20 protein-coding genes, 1 other RNA gene and 4 pseudogenes are annotated in these 26687 nt (G+C 45.8%); 10 read left to right on the plus strand and 15 right to left on the minus strand.

Annotation, left to right across the window (positions count from 1 at the left end):
- Positions 1 to 51: 51 nt before the first annotated feature.
- The 4 genes from ETA_RS19880 to ETA_RS05865 all read right to left on the minus strand — a co-directional run bounded on the left by ETA_RS19880 (position 52) and on the right by ETA_RS05865 (position 3050).
- On the minus strand, positions 52 to 438 hold the full coding sequence (locus ETA_RS19880; RefSeq protein ID WP_157861784.1) for a hypothetical protein: 387 nt from the start codon (positions 436 to 438) through the stop codon (positions 52 to 54).
- A 281-nt stretch (positions 439 to 719) separates the two neighbouring features.
- A complete protein-coding gene (locus ETA_RS05855) occupies positions 720 to 1637 on the minus strand; it encodes a GNAT family protein (RefSeq protein WP_012440705.1) in 918 nt (305 codons plus the stop codon).
- Positions 1638 to 1851: 214 nt separating this feature from the next.
- On the minus strand, positions 1852 to 2325 hold the full coding sequence (locus tag ETA_RS05860) for a hypothetical protein (protein WP_012440706.1): 474 nt from the start codon (positions 2323 to 2325) through the stop codon (positions 1852 to 1854).
- Between the two features lie 2 nt (positions 2326 to 2327).
- Positions 2328 to 3050, minus strand: coding sequence for a hypothetical protein (locus tag ETA_RS05865; RefSeq protein WP_042958705.1), 723 nt, complete (start codon positions 3048 to 3050; stop codon positions 2328 to 2330).
- 296 nt (positions 3051 to 3346) lie between these two features.
- Between ETA_RS05865 and ETA_RS19150 the strand changes: the two are divergent.
- A pseudogene (locus ETA_RS19150) lies at positions 3347 to 4510 on the plus strand (IS3 family transposase).
- An 11-nt stretch (positions 4511 to 4521) separates the two neighbouring features.
- Here the strand turns inward: ETA_RS19150 and ETA_RS05875 are convergent.
- A pseudogene (locus tag ETA_RS05875) lies at positions 4522 to 5352 on the minus strand (relaxase/mobilization nuclease domain-containing protein); the annotation flags it as partial.
- A 1250-nt stretch (positions 5353 to 6602) separates the two neighbouring features.
- Here ETA_RS05875 and ETA_RS05885 point away from each other — a divergent pair.
- From ETA_RS05885 to ETA_RS20340, 4 genes and pseudogenes are all read left to right on the plus strand, one after another.
- Positions 6603 to 6833: a hypothetical protein gene (locus ETA_RS05885; protein WP_157861785.1), complete on the plus strand. Its 231-nt coding sequence runs from the start codon at positions 6603 to 6605 to the stop codon at positions 6831 to 6833.
- A gap of 519 nt (positions 6834 to 7352) precedes the next feature.
- Positions 7353 to 8540: a DNA cytosine methyltransferase gene (locus ETA_RS05890; protein ID WP_012440713.1), complete on the plus strand. Its 1188-nt coding sequence runs from the start codon at positions 7353 to 7355 to the stop codon at positions 8538 to 8540.
- Between the two features lie 46 nt (positions 8541 to 8586).
- Positions 8587 to 11499, plus strand: coding sequence for an ATP-binding protein (locus tag ETA_RS19160; RefSeq protein ID WP_269446410.1), 2913 nt, complete (start codon positions 8587 to 8589; stop codon positions 11497 to 11499).
- A gap of 1 nt (position 11500) precedes the next feature.
- Positions 11501 to 13245 (plus strand): annotated as a pseudogene (locus tag ETA_RS20340) (response regulator receiver domain).
- Between the two features lie 90 nt (positions 13246 to 13335).
- Here ETA_RS20340 and ETA_RS05910 read toward each other — a convergent pair.
- The 4 genes and pseudogenes from ETA_RS05910 to smpB form a co-directional block, all read right to left on the minus strand.
- Entirely contained in the window at positions 13336 to 13752 is a 417-nt protein-coding gene (locus ETA_RS05910; protein WP_042959271.1) for a hypothetical protein, read from the minus strand.
- A 35-nt stretch (positions 13753 to 13787) separates the two neighbouring features.
- Positions 13788 to 15017 (minus strand): annotated as a pseudogene (locus ETA_RS05915) (phage integrase central domain-containing protein).
- Between the two features lie 177 nt (positions 15018 to 15194).
- Positions 15195 to 15575, minus strand: a transfer-messenger RNA (tmRNA) gene (gene ssrA / locus ETA_RS18785).
- 49 nt (positions 15576 to 15624) lie between these two features.
- The gene (gene smpB / locus ETA_RS05920) at positions 15625 to 16107 is read right to left on the minus strand and encodes an SsrA-binding protein SmpB (protein WP_012440719.1); all 483 of its coding nucleotides are present in this window, start codon (positions 16105 to 16107) and stop codon (positions 15625 to 15627) included.
- 160 nt (positions 16108 to 16267) lie between these two features.
- Between smpB and ETA_RS05925 the strand changes: the two genes are divergently transcribed.
- Positions 16268 to 16702 (plus strand): type II toxin-antitoxin system RatA family toxin, encoded by a 435-nt coding sequence (locus tag ETA_RS05925; RefSeq protein WP_012440720.1) that lies wholly within the window; start codon positions 16268 to 16270, stop codon positions 16700 to 16702.
- The gene (locus ETA_RS05930; protein WP_012440721.1) at positions 16695 to 16982 is read left to right on the plus strand and encodes an RnfH family protein; all 288 of its coding nucleotides are present in this window, start codon (positions 16695 to 16697) and stop codon (positions 16980 to 16982) included. The genes ETA_RS05925 and ETA_RS05930 overlap by 8 nt, the downstream gene beginning before the upstream one ends.
- A 149-nt stretch (positions 16983 to 17131) precedes the next feature.
- Here the strand turns inward: ETA_RS05930 and bamE are convergent, their stop codons facing one another.
- The 3 genes from bamE to nadK all read right to left on the minus strand — a co-directional run bounded on the left by bamE (position 17132) and on the right by nadK (position 20298).
- The gene (gene bamE, locus ETA_RS05935) at positions 17132 to 17479 is read right to left on the minus strand and encodes an outer membrane protein assembly factor BamE (RefSeq protein ID WP_012440722.1); all 348 of its coding nucleotides are present in this window, start codon (positions 17477 to 17479) and stop codon (positions 17132 to 17134) included.
- Between the two features lie 192 nt (positions 17480 to 17671).
- Positions 17672 to 19333, minus strand: coding sequence for a DNA repair protein RecN (gene recN, locus ETA_RS05940; protein ID WP_012440723.1), 1662 nt, complete (start codon positions 19331 to 19333; stop codon positions 17672 to 17674).
- Positions 19334 to 19419: 86 nt separating this feature from the next.
- The gene (gene nadK, locus ETA_RS05945; RefSeq protein WP_012440724.1) at positions 19420 to 20298 is read right to left on the minus strand and encodes an NAD(+) kinase; all 879 of its coding nucleotides are present in this window, start codon (positions 20296 to 20298) and stop codon (positions 19420 to 19422) included.
- Positions 20299 to 20421: 123 nt separating this feature from the next.
- On the opposite strand from nadK, the gene grpE reads away from it, so the two are divergent.
- Positions 20422 to 21006 (plus strand): nucleotide exchange factor GrpE, encoded by a 585-nt coding sequence (gene grpE, locus ETA_RS05950; RefSeq protein WP_012440725.1) that lies wholly within the window; start codon positions 20422 to 20424, stop codon positions 21004 to 21006.
- Between the two features lie 164 nt (positions 21007 to 21170).
- Here grpE and ung read toward each other — a convergent pair whose 3' ends face one another.
- Positions 21171 to 21854 carry a uracil-DNA glycosylase gene (gene ung / locus ETA_RS05955; RefSeq protein WP_012440726.1) on the minus strand — a complete coding sequence of 228 codons (684 nt, stop codon included), beginning with the start codon at positions 21852 to 21854 and terminating at the stop codon, positions 21171 to 21173.
- 278 nt (positions 21855 to 22132) lie between these two features.
- Between ung and grcA the strand changes: the two genes are divergently transcribed.
- On the plus strand, positions 22133 to 22516 hold the full coding sequence (gene grcA / locus ETA_RS05960; RefSeq protein ID WP_012440727.1) for an autonomous glycyl radical cofactor GrcA: 384 nt from the start codon (positions 22133 to 22135) through the stop codon (positions 22514 to 22516).
- A 247-nt stretch (positions 22517 to 22763) separates the two neighbouring features.
- On the opposite strand, the gene srmB is transcribed toward grcA, so the two are convergent.
- Positions 22764 to 24092: an ATP-dependent RNA helicase SrmB gene (gene srmB, locus ETA_RS05965; protein ID WP_012440728.1), complete on the minus strand. Its 1329-nt coding sequence runs from the start codon at positions 24090 to 24092 to the stop codon at positions 22764 to 22766.
- 132 nt (positions 24093 to 24224) lie between these two features.
- Between srmB and trmN the strand changes: the two genes are divergently transcribed.
- Positions 24225 to 24962, plus strand: coding sequence for a tRNA(1)(Val) (adenine(37)-N(6))-methyltransferase TrmN (gene trmN, locus ETA_RS05970; RefSeq protein ID WP_042958711.1), 738 nt, complete (start codon positions 24225 to 24227; stop codon positions 24960 to 24962).
- On the opposite strand, the gene nadB is transcribed toward trmN, so the two are convergent.
- On the minus strand, positions 24951 to 26564 hold the full coding sequence (nadB, locus tag ETA_RS05975) for an L-aspartate oxidase (RefSeq protein WP_012440730.1): 1614 nt from the start codon (positions 26562 to 26564) through the stop codon (positions 24951 to 24953). The two genes, trmN and nadB, sit on opposite strands and share 12 nt — an antisense overlap.
- Positions 26565 to 26687: the final 123 nt, after the last annotated feature.

Genomic DNA, 26687 nt, shown 5'->3' on the forward strand with positions numbered 1-26687 from the left:
TAGAAAATACTCTCCACGCGCGGGACACTGCATATTTCCGACGCCATGGCGCTAATTGTTGTCATCGGTGAAGTCAAACGTTACCCCAACGTTATATTCCTCCCCGCCATGATCTGCTGAAAAAGGGTCGTTTTGACGCAGTAGATGGGTCTTAGGTAATGCGCCATGACTTATGCTGTTACGGTTATTCTGGTGATAACGACAACCAAGAGTGTCGCACCCAGGAGTCAATCTGACTTTTGCCTTGGGCTCGGACGTTTTCCACTGTAGTGACGGAGAAGATTTCAGCGGGTTGTGATCTAACGGGTCTGTTAATGGTGCAGAAGAAAGCGAGGGCTCAGGAGCCTTATAACTCAATTCTGGCGCGACAGCAGCGGCATTCGTCATCATACAGGCGGGAAGGATTATTGATGATGAAAGTATAATTTTCAAAAACATAAACATATCCTTGTTTTATCATCTTACAAAACATTATGCCTGAAGCGATATGCTCCAACCATAATAATATTAGATGAGCACTGGTTATTCACCGTTATCGCAGATTAAATAGATGTCAGACGGCGGCATAATAGTCATGCACCTAATCCCGGGTTATGACACGGCAATTGCCGCAATCGGCTGGCGTTATTGCCGTCAAGAATACCACGAGCGATGAGGGTATAGAAATTGACTGCCTGTCGTGCATCGCTGCCGGAGCGCCGTTTGGCATGCTAAAAGACTCATATCGCAAGCACGCGGCCAAGGGGAGAGCGATAGCACCATCTGTCCTTATAGTCTGCCGTTGGTTTGCCAAACGAGTAGCGCATCGTTTTACCCTGTGCGGCGCACAAATCGTATGCTGATTTGACATTCAGCCAGGTAACGATGGTGCCCGGGCAGAATGAGTCTTGCTGCTGATCATATCCCCCATTAACATAATCAAAACATACCCATTCGGGACTCTCTGCCTTTGTAATAAGCTGAAATGCGCAGGGTTTTCCATCGAATAGCAACACGTATCCGAAGAACATGTCTCGCAGGCTCATCAGCATATCGAGCATTTCTTTTTTATTTCCCGGTATATGTCCCCAGCGTTTTTCGTAAAGTTCACAATAAATCGTCGTGAGCTCTTCAGGTGAAAAGTGAGACTGGTCAAGAAACTGGCCACCTGCATTAAGAAAACGCTTTAACTCCCTACGCCGACTGTTCTTTGTTGATGAAGAATAACCGTCTTCGCCACACCCCTTCGCCAGACAAATAGCGCGTTGGCTGTTAAAGCGTAAAGTGGCATTTCTGGTTTTATCGCAGTTCAGTGACGAAAGTATTTTGGTTCGAAAAGGCAGGGATGTTTTTAAGTCAGGGTGCAAAGGTAAAATAATTTCATCCCGGTTAAGGGGATAAAAATCGATGCGCGATTTTTGAGCGTCGCTGCCCGTTGCAGCAAAAACACCGCCCCAGGTACAGCATCCCCCTAGAAACTTGTCATCTTTGTCGCGTTTTACAGAGTATGTTGGCGTAAAATTCAGACGTTCTTGCAGGAACAGCAGCACGTCTGGATGCGTCATAAAGCTGCCACCGTACAGGCTGTAGCACAATTTATAATCATCTTCTGTGCCCTTTTTCCATCCAGAAGTGAAAAGGTTGATTGATTGCATCATTGATATTTGTCTTAAGTAAAAAATATGTGCTGATCATACATAAAAGCCAAATAGTTTCTAGTGGGTATGATATTGGGCGTGTAACGGTTGAAAAGGTAAGGTTTTCGTTATAAATTTCAATGTGTTATGGTTTTCTATGTAATTCCCTCCAAGCGTATACCAATGTAGTTTTATCGCCTTTTCTGGCGATAAAGAAAAGAGGGTGTGGATTGCCCTACCGCCTACCGTCAGCTCTGGCCGGAGCAGGGTTAGCGGAGATATCAATGTACTTTCTTAATCCCATTGGACGGCTTACACCGCGAGGATCGGAAAAGGGCAGTTTAAAGTTGGGAGATGTCGATACTTTTACTCTCCATGTGGTATCGCCGATAAAGCAAAAGCTTGCGGAGTGGGGCGAAACTTTTAAAGCTTCGAAGTGACCTGAAGTATAAGCGCCTCCGATAGTCAGTTCCTCTACTACGCCTTGAGAGAGATCCAACAGCAGGAGCGTCAGCATATCTTCAAAAACAACGTCATCCGTCACGAATAAAAGATAGCGACGCGCATCGACTTTTATCGCAGCTTCAAGCACTTTTCCTGGAATGATAATCCCTGTTAAGTTGCCGCCAATCAGCACTTCAGAACGAGCCTGAGTGGTATCTGTTGCTTCACTGACTTCCGATAATGATAGTGTAGTGACTTCTTCCATCTTTATTTCCACCAGTTGCCCATTTCCCATGCGGCTAAAGCACCGCCAGCAAATCCACCCAATAACACGCATACAGGCGCACCAGGCCCACACATTAAGCCAGCAATAGCTCCTCCAGCCCAACCGCCTGCAATACCTGCTCCGTTAATAGCAACCTGCCTGCCGGTTTCAGAAGATTTATTGTCTGATGCGTATACTTCATACACTGACACCCCGATAGAAAGAACTATCAAGCCCTTAGCAGCACGAGATAATTTCATCATTTTCAGGTTAACTTGAGGGTTTGATTTGCCCGCTGACTCAATGATACCAGCATAAACTTGGTTTTTTTGCGTTTCTGATAAGCTATTAAAATTAGCCTTTGGCCCGAATAGAGAAGCGGTCTTTTTAGCGACTAACTCATTAAGGGTTTTACCTGAAGTTTTCAACCTTTCTGCCATTGCCCGACCAAGCGGCGTACTCCGAGTTCGTACCATATCCATGATCAGATTTCTGGTTTCCTGAGCCTCCATTGCTGCTTTTTCCCAGCTGATGATGCCACTATTAGCTTTGGCTCTGAGATCAACAGCCATTTCTTTAATGCGTTTAGAGTACTCAAGGCGCAGTCGGGGATCGACTGAGAGTCTCGCCGCTGCCGCAGATACATCGCCTTGTAAGGCGTTTACTGCACTTTCAAATTTCGCTTTCCCGTCTGAGTCCAGCGTACTAAGCAAAGCCGTATCCATTTTCAGTCCCTGTAAGGTGAGCGATACTGCAAATATAACAAATATGCTAATGAGAGTGAAAATTGGATTGCCCCCACAGTTCGACAAAATGGAAATCTTTACCGAACTCTCCTTGCAGCGAGCTCTTTTGCAATACCCAGAAGAGGCACGACCAGCTCTAAATATCCTTTTGCTAACAATGGTCATTCCATTGGTCTTGGCAGAAAACTCACCCACCCATTGACTGTAATGGTTTACTGAATTTAGCCATCTGAACAGAGGTGATATGCTCACCTCAGAACAACACAGGTGTTCCAATGAAAAGAAGAAATTTTAGTCCTGAATTCAAACGCGACTCCGCTCAGTTGGTTGTTGATCAAAACTACACCGTCTCTAATGCCGCTAAGGCTATGGATGTCGGTCTTTCCACGATGACTAAATGGGTCAGGCAATTGCGTGAAGAGCGTCAGGGTAAAACACCAAAAGCATCTCCGATAACACCGGAACAAATCGAAATACGCGAGCTGAAGAAAAAGCTACAACGTATTGAAATGGAAAACGAAATATTAAAAAAGGCTACCGCGCTCTTGATGTCAGACTCCCTGAACGGTTCTCGATAATCGGGAAACTCAGGGCGCGTTATCCTGTGGCCACTCTCTGCCATGTGTTTGGGGTTCATCGCAGCAGCTATAAATACTGGAAAAATCGTCCTGAAAAATCAGACGGCAGACGGGATGTGTTACGAAGTCAGGTACTTGAGCTACATGGCATCAGCCACGGTTCGGCCGGAGCAAGAAGCATCGCCACAATGGCAACCCAGAGAGGCTATCGGATGGGGCGCTGGCTTGCTGGCAGGCTCATGAAAGAACTGGGGCTGGTCAGTTGCCAGCAGCCGACTCACCGGTATAAGCGTGGCGGTCATGAACACGTTGCTATCCCGAATCACCTTGAGCGACAGTTCGCCGTAACAGAGCCAAACCAGGTGCGGTGATGTGACCTATATCTGGACAGGCAAACGCTGGGCATACCTCGCTGTTGTTCTCGACCTGTTTGCAAGAAAGCCAGTGGGCTGGGCAATGTCGTTCTCGCCGGACAGTAGACTCACCATAAAAGCACTGGAAGTGGCATGGGAGACTCGCGGTAATCCCGCAGGAGTGATGTTCCACAGCGATCAGGGCAGTCATTATACGAGCAGGCAGTTCCGGCAGTTACTGTGGCGCTACCGGATAAGGCAGAGTATGAGCTGTCGTGGAAACTGTTGGGATAATAGCCCAATGGAACGCTTCTTTCGGAGTCTGAAAAACGAATGGGTGCCAGTGACAGGTTACGTAAGTTTCAGCGATGCGACTCACGCCATAACGAACTACATCGTTGGATATTACAGCGCACTCAGGCCGCACGAATATAATGGTGGGTTGCCACCAAAAGAATCAGAAAATCGATACTGGAGAAACTCTAACTCGGTGGCCAGTTTTTGTTGACCACTTCAAGCCGAAACTTTCAAATCAAAAAGCAAGGGATTGTCGCGTTCAGGTTCGTAGCGGAGCTTCTCTTGCAGATTCGCCCATGAGTAAGCTTTACCTAACTGGGAGGCTTTAAAAGCGATTCCAGCATACTCAAATGAGAAACCATTCATACGACCCGTAGAGGAAATGTTTGGTAAGGGGGTTATCCCTTTCTCAGCAAGTGCTCCAATGAAGTCATGAATATCAATGGCAGTTGCTAATAGCTCGTCGATAGTGTTCTGCAGGAACGTTTTGGGGCTTGGCTGACCTTCGCGCTTCTCTTTCTGTTCCTCACCACGTGATAGCCTCTTACACCTACTAGAGGGCGAAGGGCCTTGTAAAGGGGAAGGACCCTTGGTTCTGGTCAGGTCATGCGCTGACTCGAGTTCCTGGATTACCCGTGTACTAATCAGATTTTCATTTCTGCCTAGGTAGAGCTTCCCTCCTATCAAGTCGACTCTGCTGGCAATGATATGAATGTGTTGGCCTGCGTCGTCGTCATGTATGACATAGCAGCGCAGGTGCGTTTCACTGAACCCCATGCGATTCATATAGTCGTCGGCAAAAGAAACCCATTGCTTCGCTGTGAGTGATTCACCGATAGGTAGGCGAAGCGAATTGTGCCACACCGGCTTGACTACGTCGGGGCGAAGTGAAGCAGAAGCGCTGAACTCAGTTATCAAATCAGCTGCTGAGTCTCCCAGCATGTTCCCCCCTATGAACACCGGGTCAGTTTTATGGTGAGTTCCAGGCTTTAACGCGTATAGAACAACTCCGGCGAAGACCTTACCGCGTTTGATCTTCTGCATGCCCTTCATTAGAGGGGATACTCCATAGATCAGCTGTGAGAAGTCGTGAGCGAAGATCACCAATTTGACGTTTTACAGCAAAGAGTTCTGTCTTAGTCAGCGGGCTGCAGCATTGCTTAGCATTTAGGTGGTTTAAGAGCTTATTGAGGCTTTGATTTATCTAACCTAACATTTTCCATGTGCATCGGTTGATTTCTGGGACAACAGGTACATGGTTCTTAAGCAAACACATGCGAAGCCATTCGCCTTTGGCGTATTGTTTACGCTCCTGATTCAAAGTATTTAGCTCTGAGTTATTTAGTCGGACGCTAACGCAATGAATACGTAAATTATATGCAGCAGGGGGGGGTAAATAAATTATTCATTAAAAAATTTTATTTCAAAATTAGCACATTCCTTATGCCTAATATATTTATAATCGATAGGTGTATTATGTCAACGATGTGGGGTTTGACTTTCCCCTTTTGCATCCGAAGAGCAGAAAAAGCAAGGCTACTCAGCTTCGCTGAGTTAGCTCATGCTTAATTAGTAATATATAGTTGTTATTTTATCTTTACAGAGGAAGATGGGATTGTTTTTTCTTGAGGGTTTAAATCCTTTCCTGGGATATATTTATCCATCACTTTATTGTGGAATGCTAACAAGTCTGTTTTGATGTCAACTACTAGGTCATCTAATTTGAAAATATTTCCACTTGATTCAAATTTTATATTTTTCCAAGAAATATTCCCCGGTGATTTAAGCAATGCAGGTATGGAGAAGTCAGGGCTAGTAATATTTTCTAAATTAATAGAGTTTCCAATAATGTCAATTTGAAAAGTCCATACTTTTTTTCTTCATGAAAATAACTTTTATCATCAGATGAGTTGATTTTATTATTATACTCTTTTATTGCTTGTGAATAATTTAGGAAAAAAAATGGAGAATCTTTTTTTTCGTATATCTTGGAGTAAATAAAGTGGGATATGATCTGTAGGACAGCCACAATTTCCACCTGATATATGTAAAATGAAAGGATTGACTGGGAGAAGATTAATTGGATAACAAATTTTGATGATTAGATAACATTGACTTTTCATTTCAATTTCTCAAGTTTAATCCAAGGGAGATGTAATCATATGTCTTAGCGCAGTATTTGACAATCAAAAAAAATAATATATAAAAATATAACTAATGCAATAGCAATTATGTTTGGATGAAGTATGTATGAAGATAAAAAAGTAGATATATATAGGTTATTTATTACGAGGAAAATTTCAGTGTTTATAGATAAATTTAACCACTGTGGTTTTAGTTGCGATTTTATTATGAGTAATGATATTGAATTATTTGAGAGTTGCCATGTAAAAAAGCTAATCAACGTAAAAAAGGATATGGAGATAACTGAGCTATATGTTGAGTTAAATGAATTGGATACAATCAATTTTGTTGATATAGAGCGTGATAACTATATAATAAATTGTGAAGATGATTTAATAGTTAATAGTTAATAGTTAATAGTTAATAGTTAATAGTTAATAGTTAATAGTTAATAGTTAATAGTTAATAGTTAATAGTTAATAGTTTTACTAAGTGTTTTTTTACTCAAAATTGTGTAAGAAAAACAGATGCTGTAAATGTCGAAAAAACAATAAATAAATTCCTTAAGCATCTGAAGTTATTAGGTGTAATACAAGCGCTTAATGCAATTCAATTAATAAGATTGAAAGGTTATTTAAACCGTAGCGATCTTTTAGAATTATATTCGAAATATACAGGTTATTTAGAAAGCATATCGGAAGGATCTGAATATAATAATTATTTTTACCTAACGAGAATGGTTCTGGATCTGAGGATTTTAAAGAGTTTAAATATAGTGACTTAAATGATTGCAGGTAGAGAAATATATTATTTTATTCACTTAAAATTCCGATCCTACTTGCTGTACGAACAATCAACATGCTTGATGTTACCTAAGGATTGTGGTAAGGCAAAGTATGCGGTAAAATTACATACAAGAATATTATTTTTTGAGAGCGATTGATAAGTTGATTAAAATCAATGGGATAGATCTTTTTTCAGGTGCGGGGGGCTTTTCGTTAGCCGCTTTGGAGCTGGGTATTGAAATTCTTGCTGCTATTGAGCTTGATAAAGATGCGTGTGATACATATGACAAGAATTTAATACAAAAAAGGAAAAATAATATAAAGCTAATCAATAAAGATATTATTGCTATTCCCCCTTCTGAACTCATGGATAGCCTACATCTTAAAGAAAGAGAGTTGGACCTCATTATTGGTGGGCCACCTTGTCAAGGATTTTCATCACATAGAATAAAAAATGCTGGTGTCAATGATCCAAGAAACACATTACTTATTCGATACTATGATTTTGTTAAGGTGTTTCAACCTAAAATGTTTCTTGTTGAAAACGTACCTGGCTTGCTTTGGGGAAAACATAAAGACTATTTAAACAACTTTAAAAAGCTTGCCGCTAATAGTGGATATAATATCTTGGGTCCATTAAAGTTGAATGCAAAAGATTATGGAGTCCCTCAAAACAGAAACCGGGTATTTATCTTAGGTCTCAGAGATGATATTTCTATCAGCGAAGGTGATTGGCCACCTCTCCCAACTCATTTCAAAGATAAAAAACCTTATTGGGTTAATGCTTCTGAAGTCTTTGAAAAACCTACACCTTCTATTATTGAAAAAATTACTGCTATTTTAGGGCAAGATGTCGCACAGAAATTAAAATTTAAAAATACGCTTAAAGAAAATAAAAGTGATCAAAATAATATTCATATGAATCATGCTGATTATATGATTGAAAGATTTAGTTTGACACCAATCAATGGCAGTCGGGAAGATGTTGATTTTAGATTGCCTTGTCATTCGAATGGCTATGTTGGTCATAAAGATGTTTATGGTCGGATTAGGCTATCATTACCTGGCCCGACAATAACGACTGGTTGTTTTAACCCTTCAAAGGGTCGTTTCCTACATCCGTGGGATAACCATGGAATTAGTGTAAGGCAGGCAGCTAGATTTCAAACATTCCCCGATGATTACATTTTTTCTGGAGGCATCATTAGCCAAGGGAAACAGGTGGGAAATGCTGTTCCTGTAAATCTGGGGAAAATTCTTCTGAAATCTTGTGTTGAAATAATAATCAATAACTCTCAAAGGGATGATAAAAATGCAGATGAGATCTCTTAGCTTTAAAGCGAGAGCAAGGACAATTTAACATCTCGGTAAGGGGCAGATTGCAGACTGCCCAACTGCTGTAAGCGAGCTTTGGAAAAATGCATATGATGCTTATGCAAGAGATGTGGCATTATACACAATAGATGGCGATTATCCTTGCGGAGCCCTTATAGATAACGGTTGCGGAATGTCCTTGCAACAACTTATTGATAATTGGCTTGTTGTTGGCACCGAATCTAAAACGAGAAAGAACACCTTAGAAGAAAATGAGCGGTTCGGATTAGGTATCCGAAAAACTCAAGGAGAAAAAGGGATTGGGCGATTATCTGCTGCTTTTCTATCTCCCGTAACTTTTCTTGTTACTAAGAAAATGGATAATAATTATGTTGCCTTACTAATTGATTGGAGGCTTTTCGAAAACCCGTATCTCTCATTTGACGATGTCACTGTTCCATTCAGAGAGTTTGAAAAAATAGATTCTCTATCTGATGTTTTATCTGGTTTGCTCATTGAACTTAAGAAGAATGTATCCTTTCCCAGCAAAGATGAAGATGAAGTTCGTCATTTTAATCATCTTCTCATAAAAGCAGCTTGGGAAAAATTCTCAGAAGACGAGAAAGCTGTAAATGAAAAAAGTGACTTTATTACTACTCAAGATAAAATAATTAATTTTTGTGATCAATTTAAAATTGATCCTAGTGTCTTCGTTCCTTGGGAAGAAATCTTAATCAAAGTTGAAAAGATAGACGGTGGTAAACATGGTACCGCTCTCTTTTTATTGGAGCTTGGACGAGATTTGTCATTATTAACCAATGCAGGGGATTTAGCTAAGGATAATGCAGAGTTGTCTGATGTTGAACAAAGCTTGGTTGACACTTTAAGGGCATTTGTAAATCCTTATATTTTAGAGGATCTATCATTCTCTTATGAAATATATACAGTTAAGGCCAATGGTTACCATCGTCAAATATTAAAGCAATCGGATGTATTTAGTAAAAGCGATTTTGATGCTTTAGAGCACACTGTTGTAGGCTATGTTGATGCGAAAGGTTGGTTTAGAGGTCGCGTAAAAGCTTTTGGTGAGGATAAGGGCGAAGTAGTTATTCCTGCCAGCATAAGTGTTAATTCTGATTCTGGAGTCGGACCATTTGAAATTCAAATTGGGACATTAGAATTTCTGCCGCAAAATACCTCGCACACCGAGCGAGAGCATACACATTTTGACCTCAAGGCAAAAAAATATGCTGGGCTTATGGTGTTTCGGGATAATTTAAGAGTGTTGCCATATGGACGAGTAGATAATGATTTCTTCCAGATCGAGGAAAGACGTTCATGGAATGCTGGGCGATACTATTGGTCTAACCGAAGAGTTTTCGGATTTATCAGTATCACACAATCAAATAATAAAGAACTAAAGGATAAATCTGGAAGGGAAGGCTTCATTCGAAACCAAGCTGCTAGAGAATTGAAAACATTAGTTTCAGATTTATTAACATCATTAGCGGATAGATTTTTTGGTAGAAATTCCGAAGATCGTAAAGAACTTCTTGAGCAAGTTAAACGTGAAAAGGAATTACGAAAATCAGCACAGCAACAAGCTCGTAAATCTACACAAAAGAGTTTCTCAGAGGCACTAAAAACGCAAACTCCCGTTTTAGATGCTTCGCTTGAAGCTGTAAAAAAATTGAAGACTAAATTAGATAGTAATCAAAACAAGCATGATTATAATTATATAAAAGAAATAGATGCTGACCTTGCTAATTTAGAATCATTGAGAACAGAAATAAAAACTCCAACTAAGCCACCTAAAATTGGTGTATATGAGGAGAAATATAGAAGTTATCGTGATAAATACAATGAATTTTCTGCGTATATATTAGAGATGAAATTAATAGTTAATAAATTGGATTCTGAATTAAATAAGTTAGAACCTTCGTTAGTAGGTAAGAATCATCTTGATAAAAATCAAGGGATCATAAATGCCAGATTAACCAAGTTTAGTAATAATATAGATGAAAAAACAAATGCACTCTTAAAGAAATGGGGGGTAGAAATTAAAAGTGATAGAGCTATATATTACTCTAAAGCTATATCAATAGTTGACTCAATTAATAACAATGCTGAGATCGAGAATGTTCTAAATTTACTCGATAGCATTTATATTGAAACAATTGACTCCCTAACATTCAAATATCAATCTATAAATAAAGGATTAGAAAGGTTATTTGATGGGGTAAATTTAGACTCTGCTTTTTCGCTATCAGAAGAAGAAAGAGAGTATTTCGAGGATAAAGCTAAGAGTTTAAATGCTTTGGCTCAGTTGGGAATCAGCGTCGAAATACTCTCACACGAGCTTGAAGAAATGGACTCGATGGTAACACGAGGACTAAATTCTTTGCCTTCAACCGCGAAGGAACACCCGGGTTTCACATTGGCTCTGAATGCACATAGATCATTAACACAACAAATCAGGTTTTTATCACCTTTGAAAATATCTGGATATCAGTCAAGGCAAAAAATTTCCGGGAAAAATATAATGGATTATATCCTGAGATTTTTTGGTGATCGTTTTGAAAGACAACGTATTTCCATTGAGTTCGGTGATGATTTTAAGAACATATATATAAATGATATACCTTCACGAATATATCCGGTTTTTACTAATATTATAAATAACGCAATGTATTGGGTGAGTTTGTCCGATAATCGTCTTATCAAAATATATTTTGTTAATTCTTTAGTTATAATTGCAAATACAGGCCCTGCTATTGACCCAGATGACATTCCTCGTTTATTTGAATTGTTTTATAGCAAAAGAGCTAATGGTCATGGTGTCGGGCTTTATTTATGCAGGGAGAATTTAGCTGTAGCACACCATAAGATTTGGTATTCTGATCCAAATGTTGAAGATGACTATTTAATTAAAGATGGTGCTAATTTCGTAATTAAGTTCAATGGAGTGGAGTCATAATATGGCTGTAACAACTTATAATTCCCTTGTGCAGAAAACTTTTTGTGATAATGCTATTCGTTCAGTAGTAATGATAGATGACGATTTTATTACTTATTCTGACTCTATCAAAGCACTTAATAGCGAGATAAAATTAGACCCAGCAAAAATTGATTCCTCAAAGCGTGCTGCTACCCTCGAAGAATATTTTCAAGCCAAGAATATGATCTGTGATATTGACAACGGTTCAGTAAACTTTGATGTTGACCGCATCCGTAAGTCAGATTTGGTCATAATTGATTATCATTTAGATACAATGCACCGGATAAAACCATTACAATATTAAAAGAATTAAAAAATTCTGATCATTTGAATATGATTGTTATTTATACGAGAGAGGAGCTCAAAACTGTCTGGATGCAAATTGCTTCTTCTCTAAGAGGAATCGAAAATTGTAATGATAAAATACTTGAAACAGAAAATGATGAATTAATTGAATACTGGCAGAGTGTTATTTTACCTGATTTGATCCACAAAGGAGAAAGGGCATTAACGAGGGATGAAACTATACTATATATCCAAAATGACTCCCTATGTAAGCGTATTAAGAAAGCAATCCGAAATGATGGAAGCCTTACAGAGCAAAATGATATTAATTTCATTGCTAAGATGATTTCTGAATATGCAGTCGCTGAAAATGCCGTCATTCCAGATTATGTGACAAAAAGTATGGTTGTAGGGGATACTGCCGGTATTAAATGGATTCAAAGTGGTAATATATTTATCAGTGTGTTCCATAAGGATAAAGATGATCATGAAAGTGATGGTGAGAGAATTTGGCAAACACTAAATGAATCATTAATAGAATGGAACCCATCTTACTATCAAATTATCAAGTCAGAGATTCAAAATACTATTGAAGCAGAAGCACTTTCTTTCAATAACCATTTAGCTAATGATGGTTATGGTCAAGCTGGATGGTTGAATCAAATATTAAATTCCGCTTCTGAAGAAATTAAAAGGAAAAATATTGAATTTGTTTTTAGTAATTTATCTGAAGAACTCTATGAAAGATTGAAGGGAAATAAATGTTTAGTAGGATTCATTAATGATGTTTTTGAAACATATACAACCGATTTTAAAAGTAGTGGAGAAGCGAAATCATTAGAGTATTGTTCAAAACAAATGAATTTACCTGCAAATGCAAGCTCATTTAATGAGATGTATCATGCTTTGAACATGAATCTGTCTTCTAAAAATTTTGAAGAAAGACATATTTCAACAGGTACAATTTTCTTCGATACTGAATCTGAAAAATGGTATTTATGTGTTTCTGCTGCTTGCGATCTTGTGCCTACTCAGGGTAATGAACCACATCATAAAAGATTAAGTCCTCATCGTTTAATTAAGGTGTTAGAACTTTTCAATGCTAACCAGAATAAAGCATTACCTAATGGAGAACAATCCAAGTACATTTATGTAATTCATAAGAATACCAGAAAATATTTATCTATATTTGAAGGCGATAAAACTTTACCAGTCGTTGATTATATAGTTGTTTTAAATCACGGCCATACTGTTCCGGGGGAAGAGAAAAATATACTTTCAGCGGTATTCTTGAGTAGCATGGATGACAACGTACAAAATGTACCAGTTAAACTGAAATTAAAGTCCCAACTTCGAAGTGGTTATGCTGAACGATACCAAGCTATTGCGTCGCAATACAGTTCTAGAATCGGTGTAGATTATGTATCTATGATGCCTTAAAACATGAAAAGCCGATTGATATACGAGTATAGTCATATCGGCTTTTCTATAGTGCCAAGTTATATTTAATACTCTTGCGAAACTTAATTATCATCTCTGCCTTAATCTCCTAAGTTTCATTGACTCAAGCGAAAATAACAATAAAGTTGTGCTATAAATGAATCCTGAATTAGTTAGCAATTTGAGATTTAAGGCATCTGGTTGCTCACTTAAAAAATGAAATGCATAAACCAAATAAACTGCTAATGTTGCCGTTCCAATCATAGGGCCGATATCGCCCTGATCATGAGGTTCCAATGTGACATTGAACTTAAATATGAGCCATTCATATCCCCCTGTTAAAAAGACTACCATTATCATTGCAGATAAAAGATATAGTATGTTTTCTATGTTAGGACTTTTTAATGCTGATTCTTTTTGTAAAAATTCACATACTGATAAACCAAAGAAAATAAAATAAAGCGGTCTTGAGCTGAATTTTTCAAATATCTTAATGATAGTATCCATATCTACCTGTTGTGTATTGTGATTTTTGGAAAACATTATGCAGCAACCGCTTTATACTTTTGAGCATGTACATAATCACCCCACCACTGCATTAGTGTCACTCGTTCAGCAAGGTACTCCGCGCGATTATACGCTGCAACAATTTCGTCTTTCTTGGAGTGGGCAAGCGCTGCTTCAAGGACTTCAGATCTAAACTTACCAGACTCCTCGGCCGCTGTTCTCGCAATCGAGCGCATACCGTGGGCTACAAGCTCACCTCCGAATCCCATTCGAATGATAGCGGCATTGGCTGTCTGCTCATGCATATGGCTTAAAGGGACTTTTATACTTGGAAAAATCCACTCTCTGTGCCCACTCACTGGTTTCATTGCTTCTAGGATACGCAAAGCTTCTCTATTTAATGGCACTTTGTGAATTTTTCTCATTTTCATAAAATCAGCAGGAATGGTCCAAATGCCATTAACTGTATCATTATCACACCATCTTGCTTTAACGGCTTCACTTGGACGAACCCAAGTTAACAATTGCCATTCAACCAGTAGTCTTGTCTCCATACGTTCAGAAGCATTGTTCAACGTAGCCAGAAAGCGCGGTAATTCATAAGGAGGTAGTGCTGGCATATTCTGCTTTTTGGGCTTTCTAAAGCGCTGTGCAAGATTATCTGCGGGATTGAACTCAATGAGTTCTTCTGTTGCTGCCCAACGAAAAATTTCATTTAATCGTGAAATAATGCGCCTCAGGGTTTCAAGAACCCCACGCTGTTCGATTGGGTCAAGCTGTTGCTTCAAGAGTTTGGGGCGGATCTCTTTTATCGGAATATTACCCAAGCCAGGGAAGACGTTACGTTCAAGGCTTCGCCAGATATCTGCTGCATGATCTTCTGAAATCCCAGACGTTCTTTTCTTCTCTTCCAGCCATTTTTTTGCAACTACCTGCAATGTGTGTTCAGTGGCCGCTTTTAGTGCATTCGCTTTATCGGCTTTATGGGTTTGCGGATCATTCTGCTGGACGAGTAGGGCGAGATACTGATCTCTGAGAGAGCGAGCTTGCGCGAGGGTAAGGTGAGGGTAAGTTCCCAAACTAATTTTCGTTCGTTTCTTAGTCACGGGAACCGCATACCTGAAGTACCAGTTTTTCTTGCCACCTTTCACGGTTGGCGATATGCGCAAAAACAAGCCGTCACCATCGAAGAGGTTCACTTCCTTCTAGCTAGGCTTAGTGTTTTTGATTTGAGTATCATTCAGTTTAGTGACGACTTTCGGCATGTTTGGACCCTCAGATTTTGGACCCTTGGGTGTTGGGTCCAAAACAGGGTGTCACATGGCGTGGATTCTAGCAACTATCGGTGGACTGCTATGGACACAAAAAAGCCCGCAGGGCTTACGCCTTGCGGGCTTTCAGGACTTCATCGAAAGGGTCTGGTAACCAATCGACCAAGAATTTGGTGGAGCTGGCGGGAGTTGAACCCGCGTCCAGAATTACTACACCGTCGGCACTACATGCTTAGTCCAGTTATTACATTCGCCGGTTAGCTGCGAACGGACACGCTACTAACAAACTAGCCTGATTGGATTTAACGCTTCAACCCCAGGCAAGGCATCCACGCGATCTCTTTTAGTTTTGACCTCTCTTGATCCCCGTCCTAAGAGCGGAGGCTAGGGAGAGAGGACACCTTCAGTTTATTAAGCTGATTAAGCTGCTAAAGCAGCAGGTGCGAAGTTTTCGTCGTTTGCGACTATTTTTTTGCGGCTTTTAACGAGGCAAACCGCCCCTCGGCATGCTCCTAGGGCTTCGCAAATCCTGTCGAATCCAGAATCAGCCCCAAGTACTGTCGTGCACTATATCATAAGAAGCGGTCGTTGCACCACTATGTTAGCGGTTGGCGTGCTTCATGATGCGCGCTTTGTCTAATTTCCATTCGCGATCTTTAATATCATCGCGTTTATCGTGTTCTTTCTTACCCTTTGCAAGGCCTATCTTGAGCTTAGCCCAGGCATTTTTCCAATACATGGAAAGTGCCACTATGGTATAGCCATCGCGATTGGCTTTACCAATTAGCGTATCCAGCTCACGCTTTTTTAAAAGCAGCTTACGGCTACGGGTTGGGTCGCACACAATATGTGACGATGCAACGCTCAGCGGCTGGAAGGTAGAGCCGAACAGGAAGGCTTCGCCATCACGCAACAGGATATAGCTGTCGCTGATGTTGGCCTTGCCGGCACGGAGAGATTTGACTTCCCATCCCTGTAGCGAAAGCCCGGTTTCGAACTCTTCTTCAATGAAGTATTCGTGGCGGGCGCGCTTATTCATGGCAATGGTGGCGGAACCGGGTTTGTGTGATTTTTTCTTTGTCATAGTGACCGCTAGTGTACATGAAGCGGCGATTAATGGCATCCCCCGTCACGGTGGTGGCGGGTAAAAAGGCAATCTTAGCAGAAGGTTCACAGCAGAGAATTTTTGTTTGATATCCGTCGATGGTATTATCAGGTGGTTATGAGAAATGACAGGAATCGATATGTCCCAGATTAGTCGTTCTGCGCTGGTGCCGTTCAGTGCTGAACAAATGTACCGCCTGGTTAATGATGTAGACAGCTATCCACAGTTTCTACCCGGTTGCGTTGGAAGCAGGGTACTGGATGCCAGTCCCGACCAGATGACCGCCGCAGTGGATGTCTCTAAGGCAGGGATAAGTAAAACCTTTGTCACGCGCAATACGCTAACCGACAACCAAAGCATTGATATGCAGCTGGTAGACGGTCCGTTCCGCAAGTTAAGCGGCGGCTGGCGGTTTACCAAGTTGAGCGAAGAGGCCTGCAAGGTTGAGCTAAACCTGGATTTCGAGTTTACGAATATGCTGGTTGAGCTGGCATTTGGCCGGGTATTTAAAGAGCTGGCCAGCAGTATGGTACAGGCATTTACCCAGCGTGCGAAAGAGGTCTACAGTGCCTGATATCGCTATTGAAGTGGTCTATGCCCTTCCTGAAAAGCAGTATCTTTACAACGTTAAGGTTCCGCAAGGTAGCTCCGTTGAGCAGGCTATCATTGCTTCGGGGCTGCTTCAGCTGCGCCCGGAGATCGATCTGCAGGAAAATAAGGTGGGTATCTTTAGCCGACCGGTGAAGCTGCACGATGAGGTTAACGGCGGCGATCGCGTTGAAATCTATCGTCCGTTGATAGCCGACCCCAAAGATCTGCGCCGTCAGCGCGCCGAGCGCGCGGCAAAAAAATAAGGCGCATAACGCGCCTCATCGGTATCTGTCCAATGATAACACCCCACTGACTTTCTCCGGGATTGCTTCTGATGCAACAGACTTTGTAGAGCAGCAGAGCGAAGTCAGGCGGCCTGAACGGCGTTCAGACCTTACCTTGCCAGCGGGGCTTAGCCGTCGTTTTTGCTCAAAGCGGGCTTATTATCAATATTGGTCAGCGAGCCGTTTTTGTCAAAAGTGAGCGTCAGCGTCTGCTGCTTAACCGCCTCGTGACCCGGTTCCTGACGGAAGACGTAGTACCAGACGTTATTCCCAAACGGATCGTGCATCATCGGAGTACCCAGGGTGTAAGCAACCTGCTGCTGTGTCATTCCGGTGTGGATCTTTGCCACATCGTTGGCAACCAGGTAATTACCCTGATTGATATCCGGGCGGTAAACCACGCGCTCCAGAGTGGAACATCCAGCGGTCATCATCAGAAGAACCACCGCAGCAGCAGTCAGCGTTTTACAGCGCATAATCAATGTTTATTCCTTTGTGGCTATATTCGTATCCCCTGAATTCCCTGAAATCATAGCGTCAGTTCTTCCGGGTCTGTCAGTAGGCAGCAACAATATCAGCATAAGCTACCGATGATAATAAACCTTTCCGCAGTTTAAAACCTCTGTGAAGCCACCATATGACCACAAACCGTTAAAAAAGTGCAATTGTCAGGCCGCCAAAAGTTCTTTGGCATTCGCCAGCGTGTTGCGCGTCACCTCGCTTCCGCCCAGCAGGCGCGCCAGTTCTTGCAGACGTGAACGCTTATCCAGTGGCTGCATATGGGTTTCGGTCATTTCCCCATCGGTTTCTTTACTGACGTAGAAATGATGGTGACCGCAGCCCGCAACCTGCGGGAGATGGGTGACGCACATCACCTGTGTGGATTCGCCCAGCTGGCGCAGCATCTTGCCGACCACGGCAGCCGTAGGCCCGCTGATGCCGACATCTACTTCGTCGAAAATCAACGCTGGCGTATCCATTTTGCGCGCGGTGATCACCTGAATCGCCAGCGCAATGCGCGATAACTCGCCGCCCGAAGCAACTTTTGCCAGAGGTTGCACCGCCTGCCCGGGGTTAGTACTGACGCGAAAATCAATGCGGTCAGCCCCTTCAGCAGTCAGATGGTCCGGGTTGAATTGAATATCGATGGTAAAGCGGCCGTGTGGCATCGACAGCATGTGCATACTGTCAGTGATTAATCCGGTCAGCTCGTCGGCGAAGTGAACGCGGCGCTGATGCAGCTGCTCTGCGCAGCTAACGGCTGCGGCATAGTGCACACTGACGGCATGACTTAATTCATCCAGGTCACTTTCCTGTTGGTCCAGCAGCTGCTGTTCGGCCAGCAGCTGCTGATGGAAGCCCGGCAGCTCCTCAGGGCTGATGTGATGTTTGCGCGCCAGTCCGATCTGACGAGAAAGGCGCTGTTCCAGCTCGTGCAGGCGATTAGGGTCAAGGTCCAGACGATCGCAGTAGTGGCGCAGCTCATCGCTCGCTTCGCCGATTTGGATCGCGGCCTCTTCCATCATCGAGAGAACGCCGCTAAGCTTATCGTCCATCTCAACCAGTTCGCACATCAGCTGACGGGCGCTATACAGCTGATTTTGCAAATTATTATCTTCGCCATCCGCCAGCATTAGCAGCGTCTGCTGACTGGTGGAAAGCAGCTGTCCGCTGTTCGCCAGACGCTTGTATTCCTCATCGATCTGTTCATATTCGCCGTTGACCGGAGCAAATTCATTCAGCTCTTTCAGCTGGTAATGCAACAGCTCGCGTCTTGCCTCGCGCTCCTGTGACTGTTGCTGATGTTGGGCAAGAGCGCGACAGCTCTGATGCCACTGGGAATAGTGCCGCCCCATGTTTTGCAGCAGTTCAGGTTCTGCGGCGTAGGCATCAAGCAGCATTTTCTGATGTTCGGATTTGAGCAATAGCTGATGAGCGTGCTGACCGTGGATTTGAATCAGCGCCTGGCCCAGATCGCGCAGCTGGGAGAGTGGCACGGCGGTGCCGTTGATAAATCCGCGCGAGCGGCCATCGCTGCCAATGACCCGACGCAGCAGGCATTCATTGCCGTCATCCAGCTGATTGTCGCTTAACCAGCGCTGGGCCGAAGGCGTATCTTTCAGGGAGAAGCGCGCGCAGATATCAGCACGCGTGGCTCCATGACGCACCATATCTGCTTCGGCACGGCCACCCAGACAAAGACCCAGCGCGTCGATGGCGATAGATTTACCCGCACCGGTTTCCCCGGTGATGGCCGTCATACCGCGCTGAAAGTCGATCTCCAGCTCGCGCACGATGGCGAAGTTACTGATGGTCAATTGTGCCAGCATAGTTGCCTTCCTGTATGAAAACGCAGATATGGTTTTTTATACAGTATATACTGGTTTTATAAACAGTAAATAAGTCTTGCGCATTTTTAGAATAATTTTTTCGACCAGCCGAGTTTTGAGCTTAAGGTATTAAAATAATTGTAATTTTTTGGATGGATTAGGTTGAGGTGGTAATCACTACGGCGAATAAGGACATCCTCACTCTGCTGGATAGGCAGGGCAATCTGGCTATCACAGCTGATTTCTAGATCGCTGCGCATATGCGAAAAACGCAGGCGAATCGTACTGCTGCTGTTAATCACCAGCGGGCGCGCTGACAGGGTATGCGGGAACATCGGCACCAGGGCAATGGCATCCAGCGACGGCGTCAGGATCGGGCCGCCAGCCGAGAGTGAGTAGGCGGTTGATCCGGTAGGGGTTGAGATGATCAGCCCGTCTGAACGCTGCGAAAAGGCGAAGTTTTCATCGATATAGACTTCGAATTCAATCATATGGGCAACCTTGCCCGGATGTAACACCACTTCATTTATCGCTGTGCCGATGCGGGGCGTGCCGGACTGGCGGCACACCTGTGCCTCCAGCAAAAAACGGCTTTCTACGAAATAGTCCCCTTCCAGCACGTCGGCCAGCTGCTGCTGCGCGTTATCCGGGTCCAGGTCGGTGAGAAAACCGAGATTGCCACGATTGATGCCGATGACTTTTATATCGTAGCGCGCCAGCACGCGAGCGGCGCCCAGCATGTTGCCATCGCCGCCGACCACCACGGCCAGATCCGCAGTGCGGCCGATCTCTGCCAGCGTACCGGTCTGCACGCCTTCCAGTTTTAATTCACGCGCAATCTGCTGCTCGATAATCACCTGATAGCCTTTCGCCGTTAGCCAGCGGTAGAGCATTTCATGCGTGGTGAGCGCGGTCGGGTGGCGCGGATGGCCGACGATCCCGATACAGCTGAAGGGCTTATTCATGTTACTGGCATTCCTTACGAGGTAAACTCCCCCGACAATGTGACTGGTTCCCTTGAAACCCCGAATCTGATCCCCATAATAAGCGAACCAGCGAGATGAATATGTACAAACGCGGAGAAATTCATGAGTAGTAAAGAACAGAACACACCTAACGAGCAAGCCTCAGACGAAATTGAGACTGAACAGGCAAAAAATCAGGGCGCGGATACGGCAGCAGAAGCGGCAGATCAGCGCGATGAGCGTATTGCCCAGCTGGAGGCACAGCTTGCTGAATCGCAGGGCGGCGTGCGCGACGCGCAGCTGCGCGCCCAGGCTGAAATTGAAAACATCCGCCGCCGTGCCGAGCTGGATGTAGAGAAAGCGCACAAGTTCGCGCTCGAAAAGTTTTCCAACGAACTGCTGCCGGTGATTGACAGCCTGGAGCGCGCGCTGGAAGTGGCGGACAAGTCAAATCCTGAACTGGCCGCGATGATTGAAGGTATCGACCTGACGATGAAGTCGCTGCTGGGCGCCGTGCGCAAGTTTGGCGTCGAGGTTGTGGGCGACACCAACGTACCGTTCAACCCGGAAGTCCATCAGGCGATGTCGATGATGGAGTCCGAAGAGGTGGAGCCAAATCACGTCATGATGGTGATGCAGCGCGGCTATACGCTAAACGGCCGCCTGTTGCGTCCTGCTATGGTGGCGGTTGCTAAAAGCAAAGGCTAATGCTGCCCGCTGCGGATGAAATATCCCGGCTTTCCCCTGTCTTATAGCCGCATCGCGCGGCTATTTTTATGCTCCGAAAACCCGTTGTACCTCCCGCCTTCCGTCCGCCCCCGTGTCGAAAAATGATGCCACCATCGGTCGGCCGACGGAACCTTGCCCTAAGACTAGCGCGCCGGTAACTGCGGCATCCAGTCAATCGCACTCTCTCCATGTTCCGTGAGCCACCGATTGGCCTGAGAGAAATGAGCACTGCCGAAAAAACCCCGGTGAGCGGAAAGGGGCGAAGGGTGGGGGGCATGAAGAACGTGGTGGCGTTTGCGGTCGATGATACTGCCTTTCTTCTGCGCATGGGCGCCCCATAACAGGAACACCACCCCCTCACGATGCTGGTTGATGGCGGCGATCACGTTATCGGTAAAGGTTTCCCAGCCGAATTTAACGTGTGAATGGGCCTGGCCTGCCTCCACGGTGAGTACCGTATTAAGCAGCATAACCCCCTGTCGTGCCCAGCTTTCGAGGAAGCCATGATTAGGGCGCTCGAAGCCCGGAATATCGGTGACCAGCTCTTTGTACATATTCACCAGCGATGGCGGTACCGGAACGCCAGGAAGCACGGAAAACGCCAGCCCGTGCGCCTGATTAGGGCCGTGATAAGGGTCCTGCCCCAGAATGACCACTTTCACCCCCCCCAGTTCCGTCAGGCGAAATGCGTTGAACACGTCCGTTTGCGGGGGGTAAACGGTTTTACCAGCCGCGCGTTCAGCGGCAACCCTTGCCAATGTGTTCCTGAAGTAAGGTTTTTCTTTTTCCTCTGCCAGCACATCGTGCCAGGTCATGGTATTGACCATCACCCTCTCCCTTTATTTATTTAAAGGCGTAGCTTATCGCGCTTTGCGGGCGGGTAGTACCTGAAAGCAATGAAAAGTTAGCAAATGTGCACCCGGCGTTTAACGGCCTAAAATAGCGATAAAACAGGATCTTGCCATTTTTCGCAATCTTAGCGCTGCGCAGGGCTTGATTTGCATCAATGAGCCCCCCGCCCGCGGCTGGTATACAGATCGTGGATTTATCTATCAACCCGGTGCGGCCCTTTTAGGCCGTGCCGCTACTGCCTGGGAGGCAAAATATGATTACCGGAATTCAAATCACCCGATCTGCCAATAGTGATTTACATAATTCTTTCTGGCTGCTGGACAGCGAAACGGCGCAGGCGCGCTGCGTCTGTGCCAATGCCGGGTACAGTGAGGATCAGGTGGTCGCAGTAAGTGATTTGGGACAAATTGAGTATCGCGAAATTCCCCTGGATGTAAAACCACAGGTGCGCGTAGAGGGCGGGCAGCATCTTAACGTCAACGTTCTGAGTCGGGAAACGTTAGAAGAGGCGGTGGAAAATCCTGATAAATATCCGCAGTTAACCATTCGCGTATCGGGTTATGCGGTACGTTTTAACTCGCTGACCCCGGAACAGCAGCGTGACGTCATTACACGAACCTTTACTGACAGTCTTTAACCATAAAACGCCAATGATGATTGATCGGGTGTTGAATAACGCATCATTCTTTTTTCTATTTAACATATTGAAATAAAATATGTAAATCCATTTTTACCCGATTCAGTGCAGGATGGTGCGTCCTGTATTGCCCCTTCAGCGGCCGTTTCGATTAAAAGCCTTTTTTTATTCGATTAAGACGAAAAAAAACTGCACCCTGACGTGTTGGCAGGGTGCAGTGAATTCAGGCGGATAGGTTAGCGCTGGATTATTCAGCCGCGTCCGGTTTGCTGCTGGACGGCTTACGGCGCTTACCAATGTTTTTGCTATCGCGATGGCGTTCTTTCACGCGTGGCTTTTCTTCCGCTTTCTGCTTGTTTTTCGTTTCAACGCGTTTGGCCAGCACTTTCTTCGAGGGCTTCCCTTTCAGCTTTTCGCTGGGCGGACGCGTAGTCGGGCGCAGTTCATCAATAACGCGCGCTTTGATCGGCTCTTTGACGTAACGGATGATTTTACCCAACAGCAGGTTGTCATGCGCTTCAACCAGAGAGATGGCAATCCCTTTTTTGCCAGCACGCCCGGTACGTCCGATACGGTGCAGATAGGTATCGGAGGTGACCGGCATGTCGAAGTTGAAAACGTGGCTGACATCATCAATGTCAATACCACGCGCCGCGATATCGGTAGCAACCAGAACATTCACCCGGCCGTCAACCACGCGCTTAATCGCTTCGTTGCGCTTGGCCTGTACCAGCTCCCCTTCGAGATAGCTGGTATTAATACCCGCTTCACGCAGCCAGCCACAGACTTCATGCACGCGCTCACGTTTACGCACAAACACCACGGCACGCGTCACTTCTGGCTGTTTCAGCAGGTGCAGTAGCAGGGCCGTTTTATGCTTGATGTCGTCCGCACGATAGTACCACTGCTGGATTTTTTTACGCTCGCGCCGTGCCGGGTCCGCTTCAATCTCAACCGGCTCGTTGAGAATACGCTCGGCAAAATCCTTGATGGCTTCACCTTCCAGCGTGGCGGAGAACAGCAGCGTCTGTTTGCGCCAGCGGGTTTCTGCCGAAATGGTTTCGATATCCTGGGCGAAGCCCATATCCAGCATCCGGTCGGCTTCATCAAGGATCAGCGTTTCAACCGCGCGACAGTCAAAGTTCTCTTCTTTGATGTATTGCAGCAGACGTCCGGTTGTGGCGACCACAACGTCCTGGTTTTCGCTAAACACTTCAGCATGGTTCATAAAGGCCACGCCGCCGGTGATGGTGGCAATGTCCAGGTGCGTGTGCTTTGCCAGCTCACGCGCCTGGTCTGCGACCTGCATCGCCAGTTCGCGGGTTGGCGTCAGGATCAGAATGCGCGGCGGGCCGGACTTCTTACGCGGGAAGTCGAGCAAATGCTGCAGTGCGGGCAGCAGGTAGGCCGCAGTCTTGCCTGTACCGGTTGGTGCCGAACCCAGAACGTCACGACCCTCCAGTGCTGGCGGGATGGCCTCGGCCTGAATAGCCGTGGGGCGCGTGAAGCCTTTCTCCTGCAGGGATTGCAGCAGGCTTTCGTCTAGTTCAAGTTCGGAAAAAGTGGTTACAGTCATGGTCTACCTCAGTTTGGGGCGCTGATTATAGACAGATTGAGCGCGATCTTCATCTGTTTGTGTGGGGTTAATGACTTTTCCTTCGTCATCGATTGTCCTATGCTAACGCCGTTTCCCTTTCAGGTCAGTCAAATGTCACCATACAAAGCAATTCTTCGTCCTAATGGATTTACCTTCAAACAATTTTTTATCGCTCACGACCGGTGCGCGATGAAAGTAGGCACGGACGGCGTGCTGCTCGGCGCCTGGGCTCCGGTGACTAGCGTAAAACGTGTGCTGGATATTGGCAGTGGCAGCGGCCTGATTGCACTGATGCTGGCACAGAGGACGTCTGAGCCGGTACAGATTGATGCCGTAGAGCTGGATGAAGAGGCGGCAACCCAGGCGCAGGAAAACGTGGCGGCATCCCCCTGGGCGCACAGAGTACATGTACAGCAGGCTGATGTCGTTGAATGGGCCCAGCGCTGCGAGCATAGCTATTCGCTGATCGTCAGCAATCCCCCTTATTTTTCCCCAGGATCGCAGTGCGCTTCGCCCGAGCGGACCACGGCACGCTATACCACCGGCCTGACGCATGAGATGCTGCTAGACTGTGCCGAAAAGCTGATCGACGAAGACGGTTTCTTCTGTGTGATCCTGCCTGCATCGGCGGGGAGTAAGCTGCTGGAACAGGCATTACAACGCGGATGGCATCTGCGTTTTCGCACCGATATTGCCGATAATGATACCCGCCCAGCCAATCGTGTTCTGCTGGCGCTATCCCCCCAGCCCGGCGAACGATTGCTGGACAGCATGACTATTCGTGGGCCGGATCGGCAGTATTCGGCCGCGCACTGCCGACTGACGCGAGATTTTTATCTATTTCGCTGAGTCGGGTCGCAGAATGGTGGGGCGTGCGTCCCCCGATTTTTCGGGGTAGTCGAGCGAATAGTGCAGCCCCCGGCTTTCCCTGCGTTGCAGGGCGCAGCGCACCATTAGCTCAGATACCTGTACCAGGTTACGTAGCGTTAATAACGCGTCGGAAAGGCGAAAATTAGCGTAATAACGATCGATTTCCCCCCGTAGCAGGGTGATACGCCGCAGGGCTCGCTCCAGACGTTTGCTGCTACGAACGATGCCAACGTAGTCCCACATTAACAGGCGCAGCTCATGCAGGTTGTGCTGGATCACGACCTGTTCGTCAGCGTCGTCGAGCCAGACTGTTTCCCAGGCAGGAAGGTTGGCGACCGGCGTCAGCTCAGGCAGATGACGCTGAATGTCTTCAGCCGCTGACCAGCCATAAACCAGGCATTCCAACAGAGAGTTCGACGCCAGACGGTTAGCGCCGTGCAGGCCGGTATAGCTCACTTCTCCGATGGCATACAGCCCGTGGATATCCGTCCGTCCCTGCCGATCTACCATCACGCCGCCGCAGGTGTAATGCGCAGCGGGCACAATCGGGATCGGCTGGCGGGTGAGATCGAGATCAAGCGTCAGGAGTTTCTGGTATAGGGTGGGGAAGTGGGCGCGGATCGATTCCGCCGGGCGGTGGCTGATATCCAGATACATGCACTCCGCGCCAAGACGCTTCATTTCATGATCGATAGCGCGTGCCACAATATCACGCGGGGCCAGTTCCTCCCGCCGATCGAAATCCGGCATAAAGCGGGTGCCGTCAGGGCGTTTCAGCACTGCGCCTTCACCGCGTAAGGCTTCACTAAGCAGAAAGTTGCGCGCCTGCGGGTGGAACAGACAGGTCGGGTGAAACTGGTTAAATTCAAGGTTAGCCACCCGACATCCGGCGCGCCATGCCAGGGCGATCCCGTCACCGGTAGCAACATCAGGGTTGGTCGAATGCTGGTAAACGTTAGCCGCGCCTCCGGTAGCGAGTACCACCGCGCGTGCCCGACAGGCGGTCATCGTTTTGCGCTGGCGATCCCAGACCCAGGCCCCTATCACCCGACGCGCGCCCGGCAGACCGATTTTATCGGATGCGATCAGGTCGACGGCGCTGCTGTGCTCGATCAGAGTGATGTTGGGATGGCTTCGCGCCAGGTTTACCAGCGTGGTTTCCACCGCTTTACCGGTAGCGTCGGCGCTGTGCAGAATGCGGCGCTGGCTGTGGCCGCCTTCGCGCGTGAGATGATAATCATGCTGGGCGTTGGCGGTGTTGTCCCTGTCAAAAAGAACTCCCTGTCTAATCAGCCAATGCACACATTGACGCGCATTACCGGCGATAAATGAAGCGGTATCCGGTTCGCACAATCCATCTCCGGCGACCAGGGTATCTTCGATATGTGATTCAATACTATCGGTTTCTGCGAATACGGCGGCAATACCGCCCTGGGCATACAGGGTGGAACCTTCGCTAACCGGGCCTTTGCTCAGGACGGTAATCTGGTGTGTTTCCGCCAGACGAAGTGCCAGCGAGAGGCCAGCGGCACCGCTGCCAACGATTAGCACATCACAAAGATAATCGGAAGAAATCGTCATTTTGTTTAATTTACTAAACAGGTGATTTGTTGAGCATAGCACGCCGGTCAATCGAAAAAAAAACTTTCGCTCATCAGCAGGTGATTCTGAAGCGATTTCCAGGGCAGGGGGAATAAATCGGCC

The organism is Erwinia tasmaniensis Et1/99 (assembly GCF_000026185.1).
GTDB lineage: Bacteria > Pseudomonadota > Gammaproteobacteria > Enterobacterales > Enterobacteriaceae > Erwinia > Erwinia tasmaniensis.

Excerpts from the sequence above, each read along its gene's own strand:
- ETA_RS19880 (WP_157861784.1), bottom strand. The coding sequence starts at position 438 with ATGTTTTTGAAAATTATACTTTCATCATCAATAATCCTTCCCGCCTGT.
- ETA_RS05855 (WP_012440705.1), bottom strand. The coding sequence starts at position 1,637 with ATGATGCAATCAATCAACCTTTTCACTTCTGGATGGAAAAAGGGCACA.
- ETA_RS05860 (WP_012440706.1), bottom strand. The coding sequence starts at position 2,325 with ATGGAAGAAGTCACTACACTATCATTATCGGAAGTCAGTGAAGCAACA.
- ETA_RS05865 (WP_042958705.1), bottom strand. The coding sequence starts at position 3,050 with ATGGATACGGCTTTGCTTAGTACGCTGGACTCAGACGGGAAAGCGAAA.
- ETA_RS05910 (WP_042959271.1), bottom strand. The coding sequence starts at position 13,752 with ATGGATACTATCATTAAGATATTTGAAAAATTCAGCTCAAGACCGCTT.
- smpB (WP_012440719.1), bottom strand. The coding sequence starts at position 16,107 with ATGACAAAGAAAAAATCACACAAACCCGGTTCCGCCACCATTGCCATG.
- ETA_RS05925 (WP_012440720.1), top strand. The coding sequence starts at position 16,268 with ATGTCCCAGATTAGTCGTTCTGCGCTGGTGCCGTTCAGTGCTGAACAA.
- bamE (WP_012440722.1), bottom strand. The coding sequence starts at position 17,479 with ATGCGCTGTAAAACGCTGACTGCTGCTGCGGTGGTTCTTCTGATGATG.
- recN (WP_012440723.1), bottom strand. The coding sequence starts at position 19,333 with ATGCTGGCACAATTGACCATCAGTAACTTCGCCATCGTGCGCGAGCTG.
- nadK (WP_012440724.1), bottom strand. The coding sequence starts at position 20,298 with ATGAATAAGCCCTTCAGCTGTATCGGGATCGTCGGCCATCCGCGCCAC.
- grpE (WP_012440725.1), top strand. The coding sequence starts at position 20,422 with ATGAGTAGTAAAGAACAGAACACACCTAACGAGCAAGCCTCAGACGAA.
- ung (WP_012440726.1), bottom strand. The coding sequence starts at position 21,854 with ATGGTCAATACCATGACCTGGCACGATGTGCTGGCAGAGGAAAAAGAA.
- grcA (WP_012440727.1), top strand. The coding sequence starts at position 22,133 with ATGATTACCGGAATTCAAATCACCCGATCTGCCAATAGTGATTTACAT.
- srmB (WP_012440728.1), bottom strand. The coding sequence starts at position 24,092 with ATGACTGTAACCACTTTTTCCGAACTTGAACTAGACGAAAGCCTGCTG.
- trmN (WP_042958711.1), top strand. The coding sequence starts at position 24,225 with ATGTCACCATACAAAGCAATTCTTCGTCCTAATGGATTTACCTTCAAA.
- nadB (WP_012440730.1), bottom strand. The coding sequence starts at position 26,564 with ATGACGATTTCTTCCGATTATCTTTGTGATGTGCTAATCGTTGGCAGC.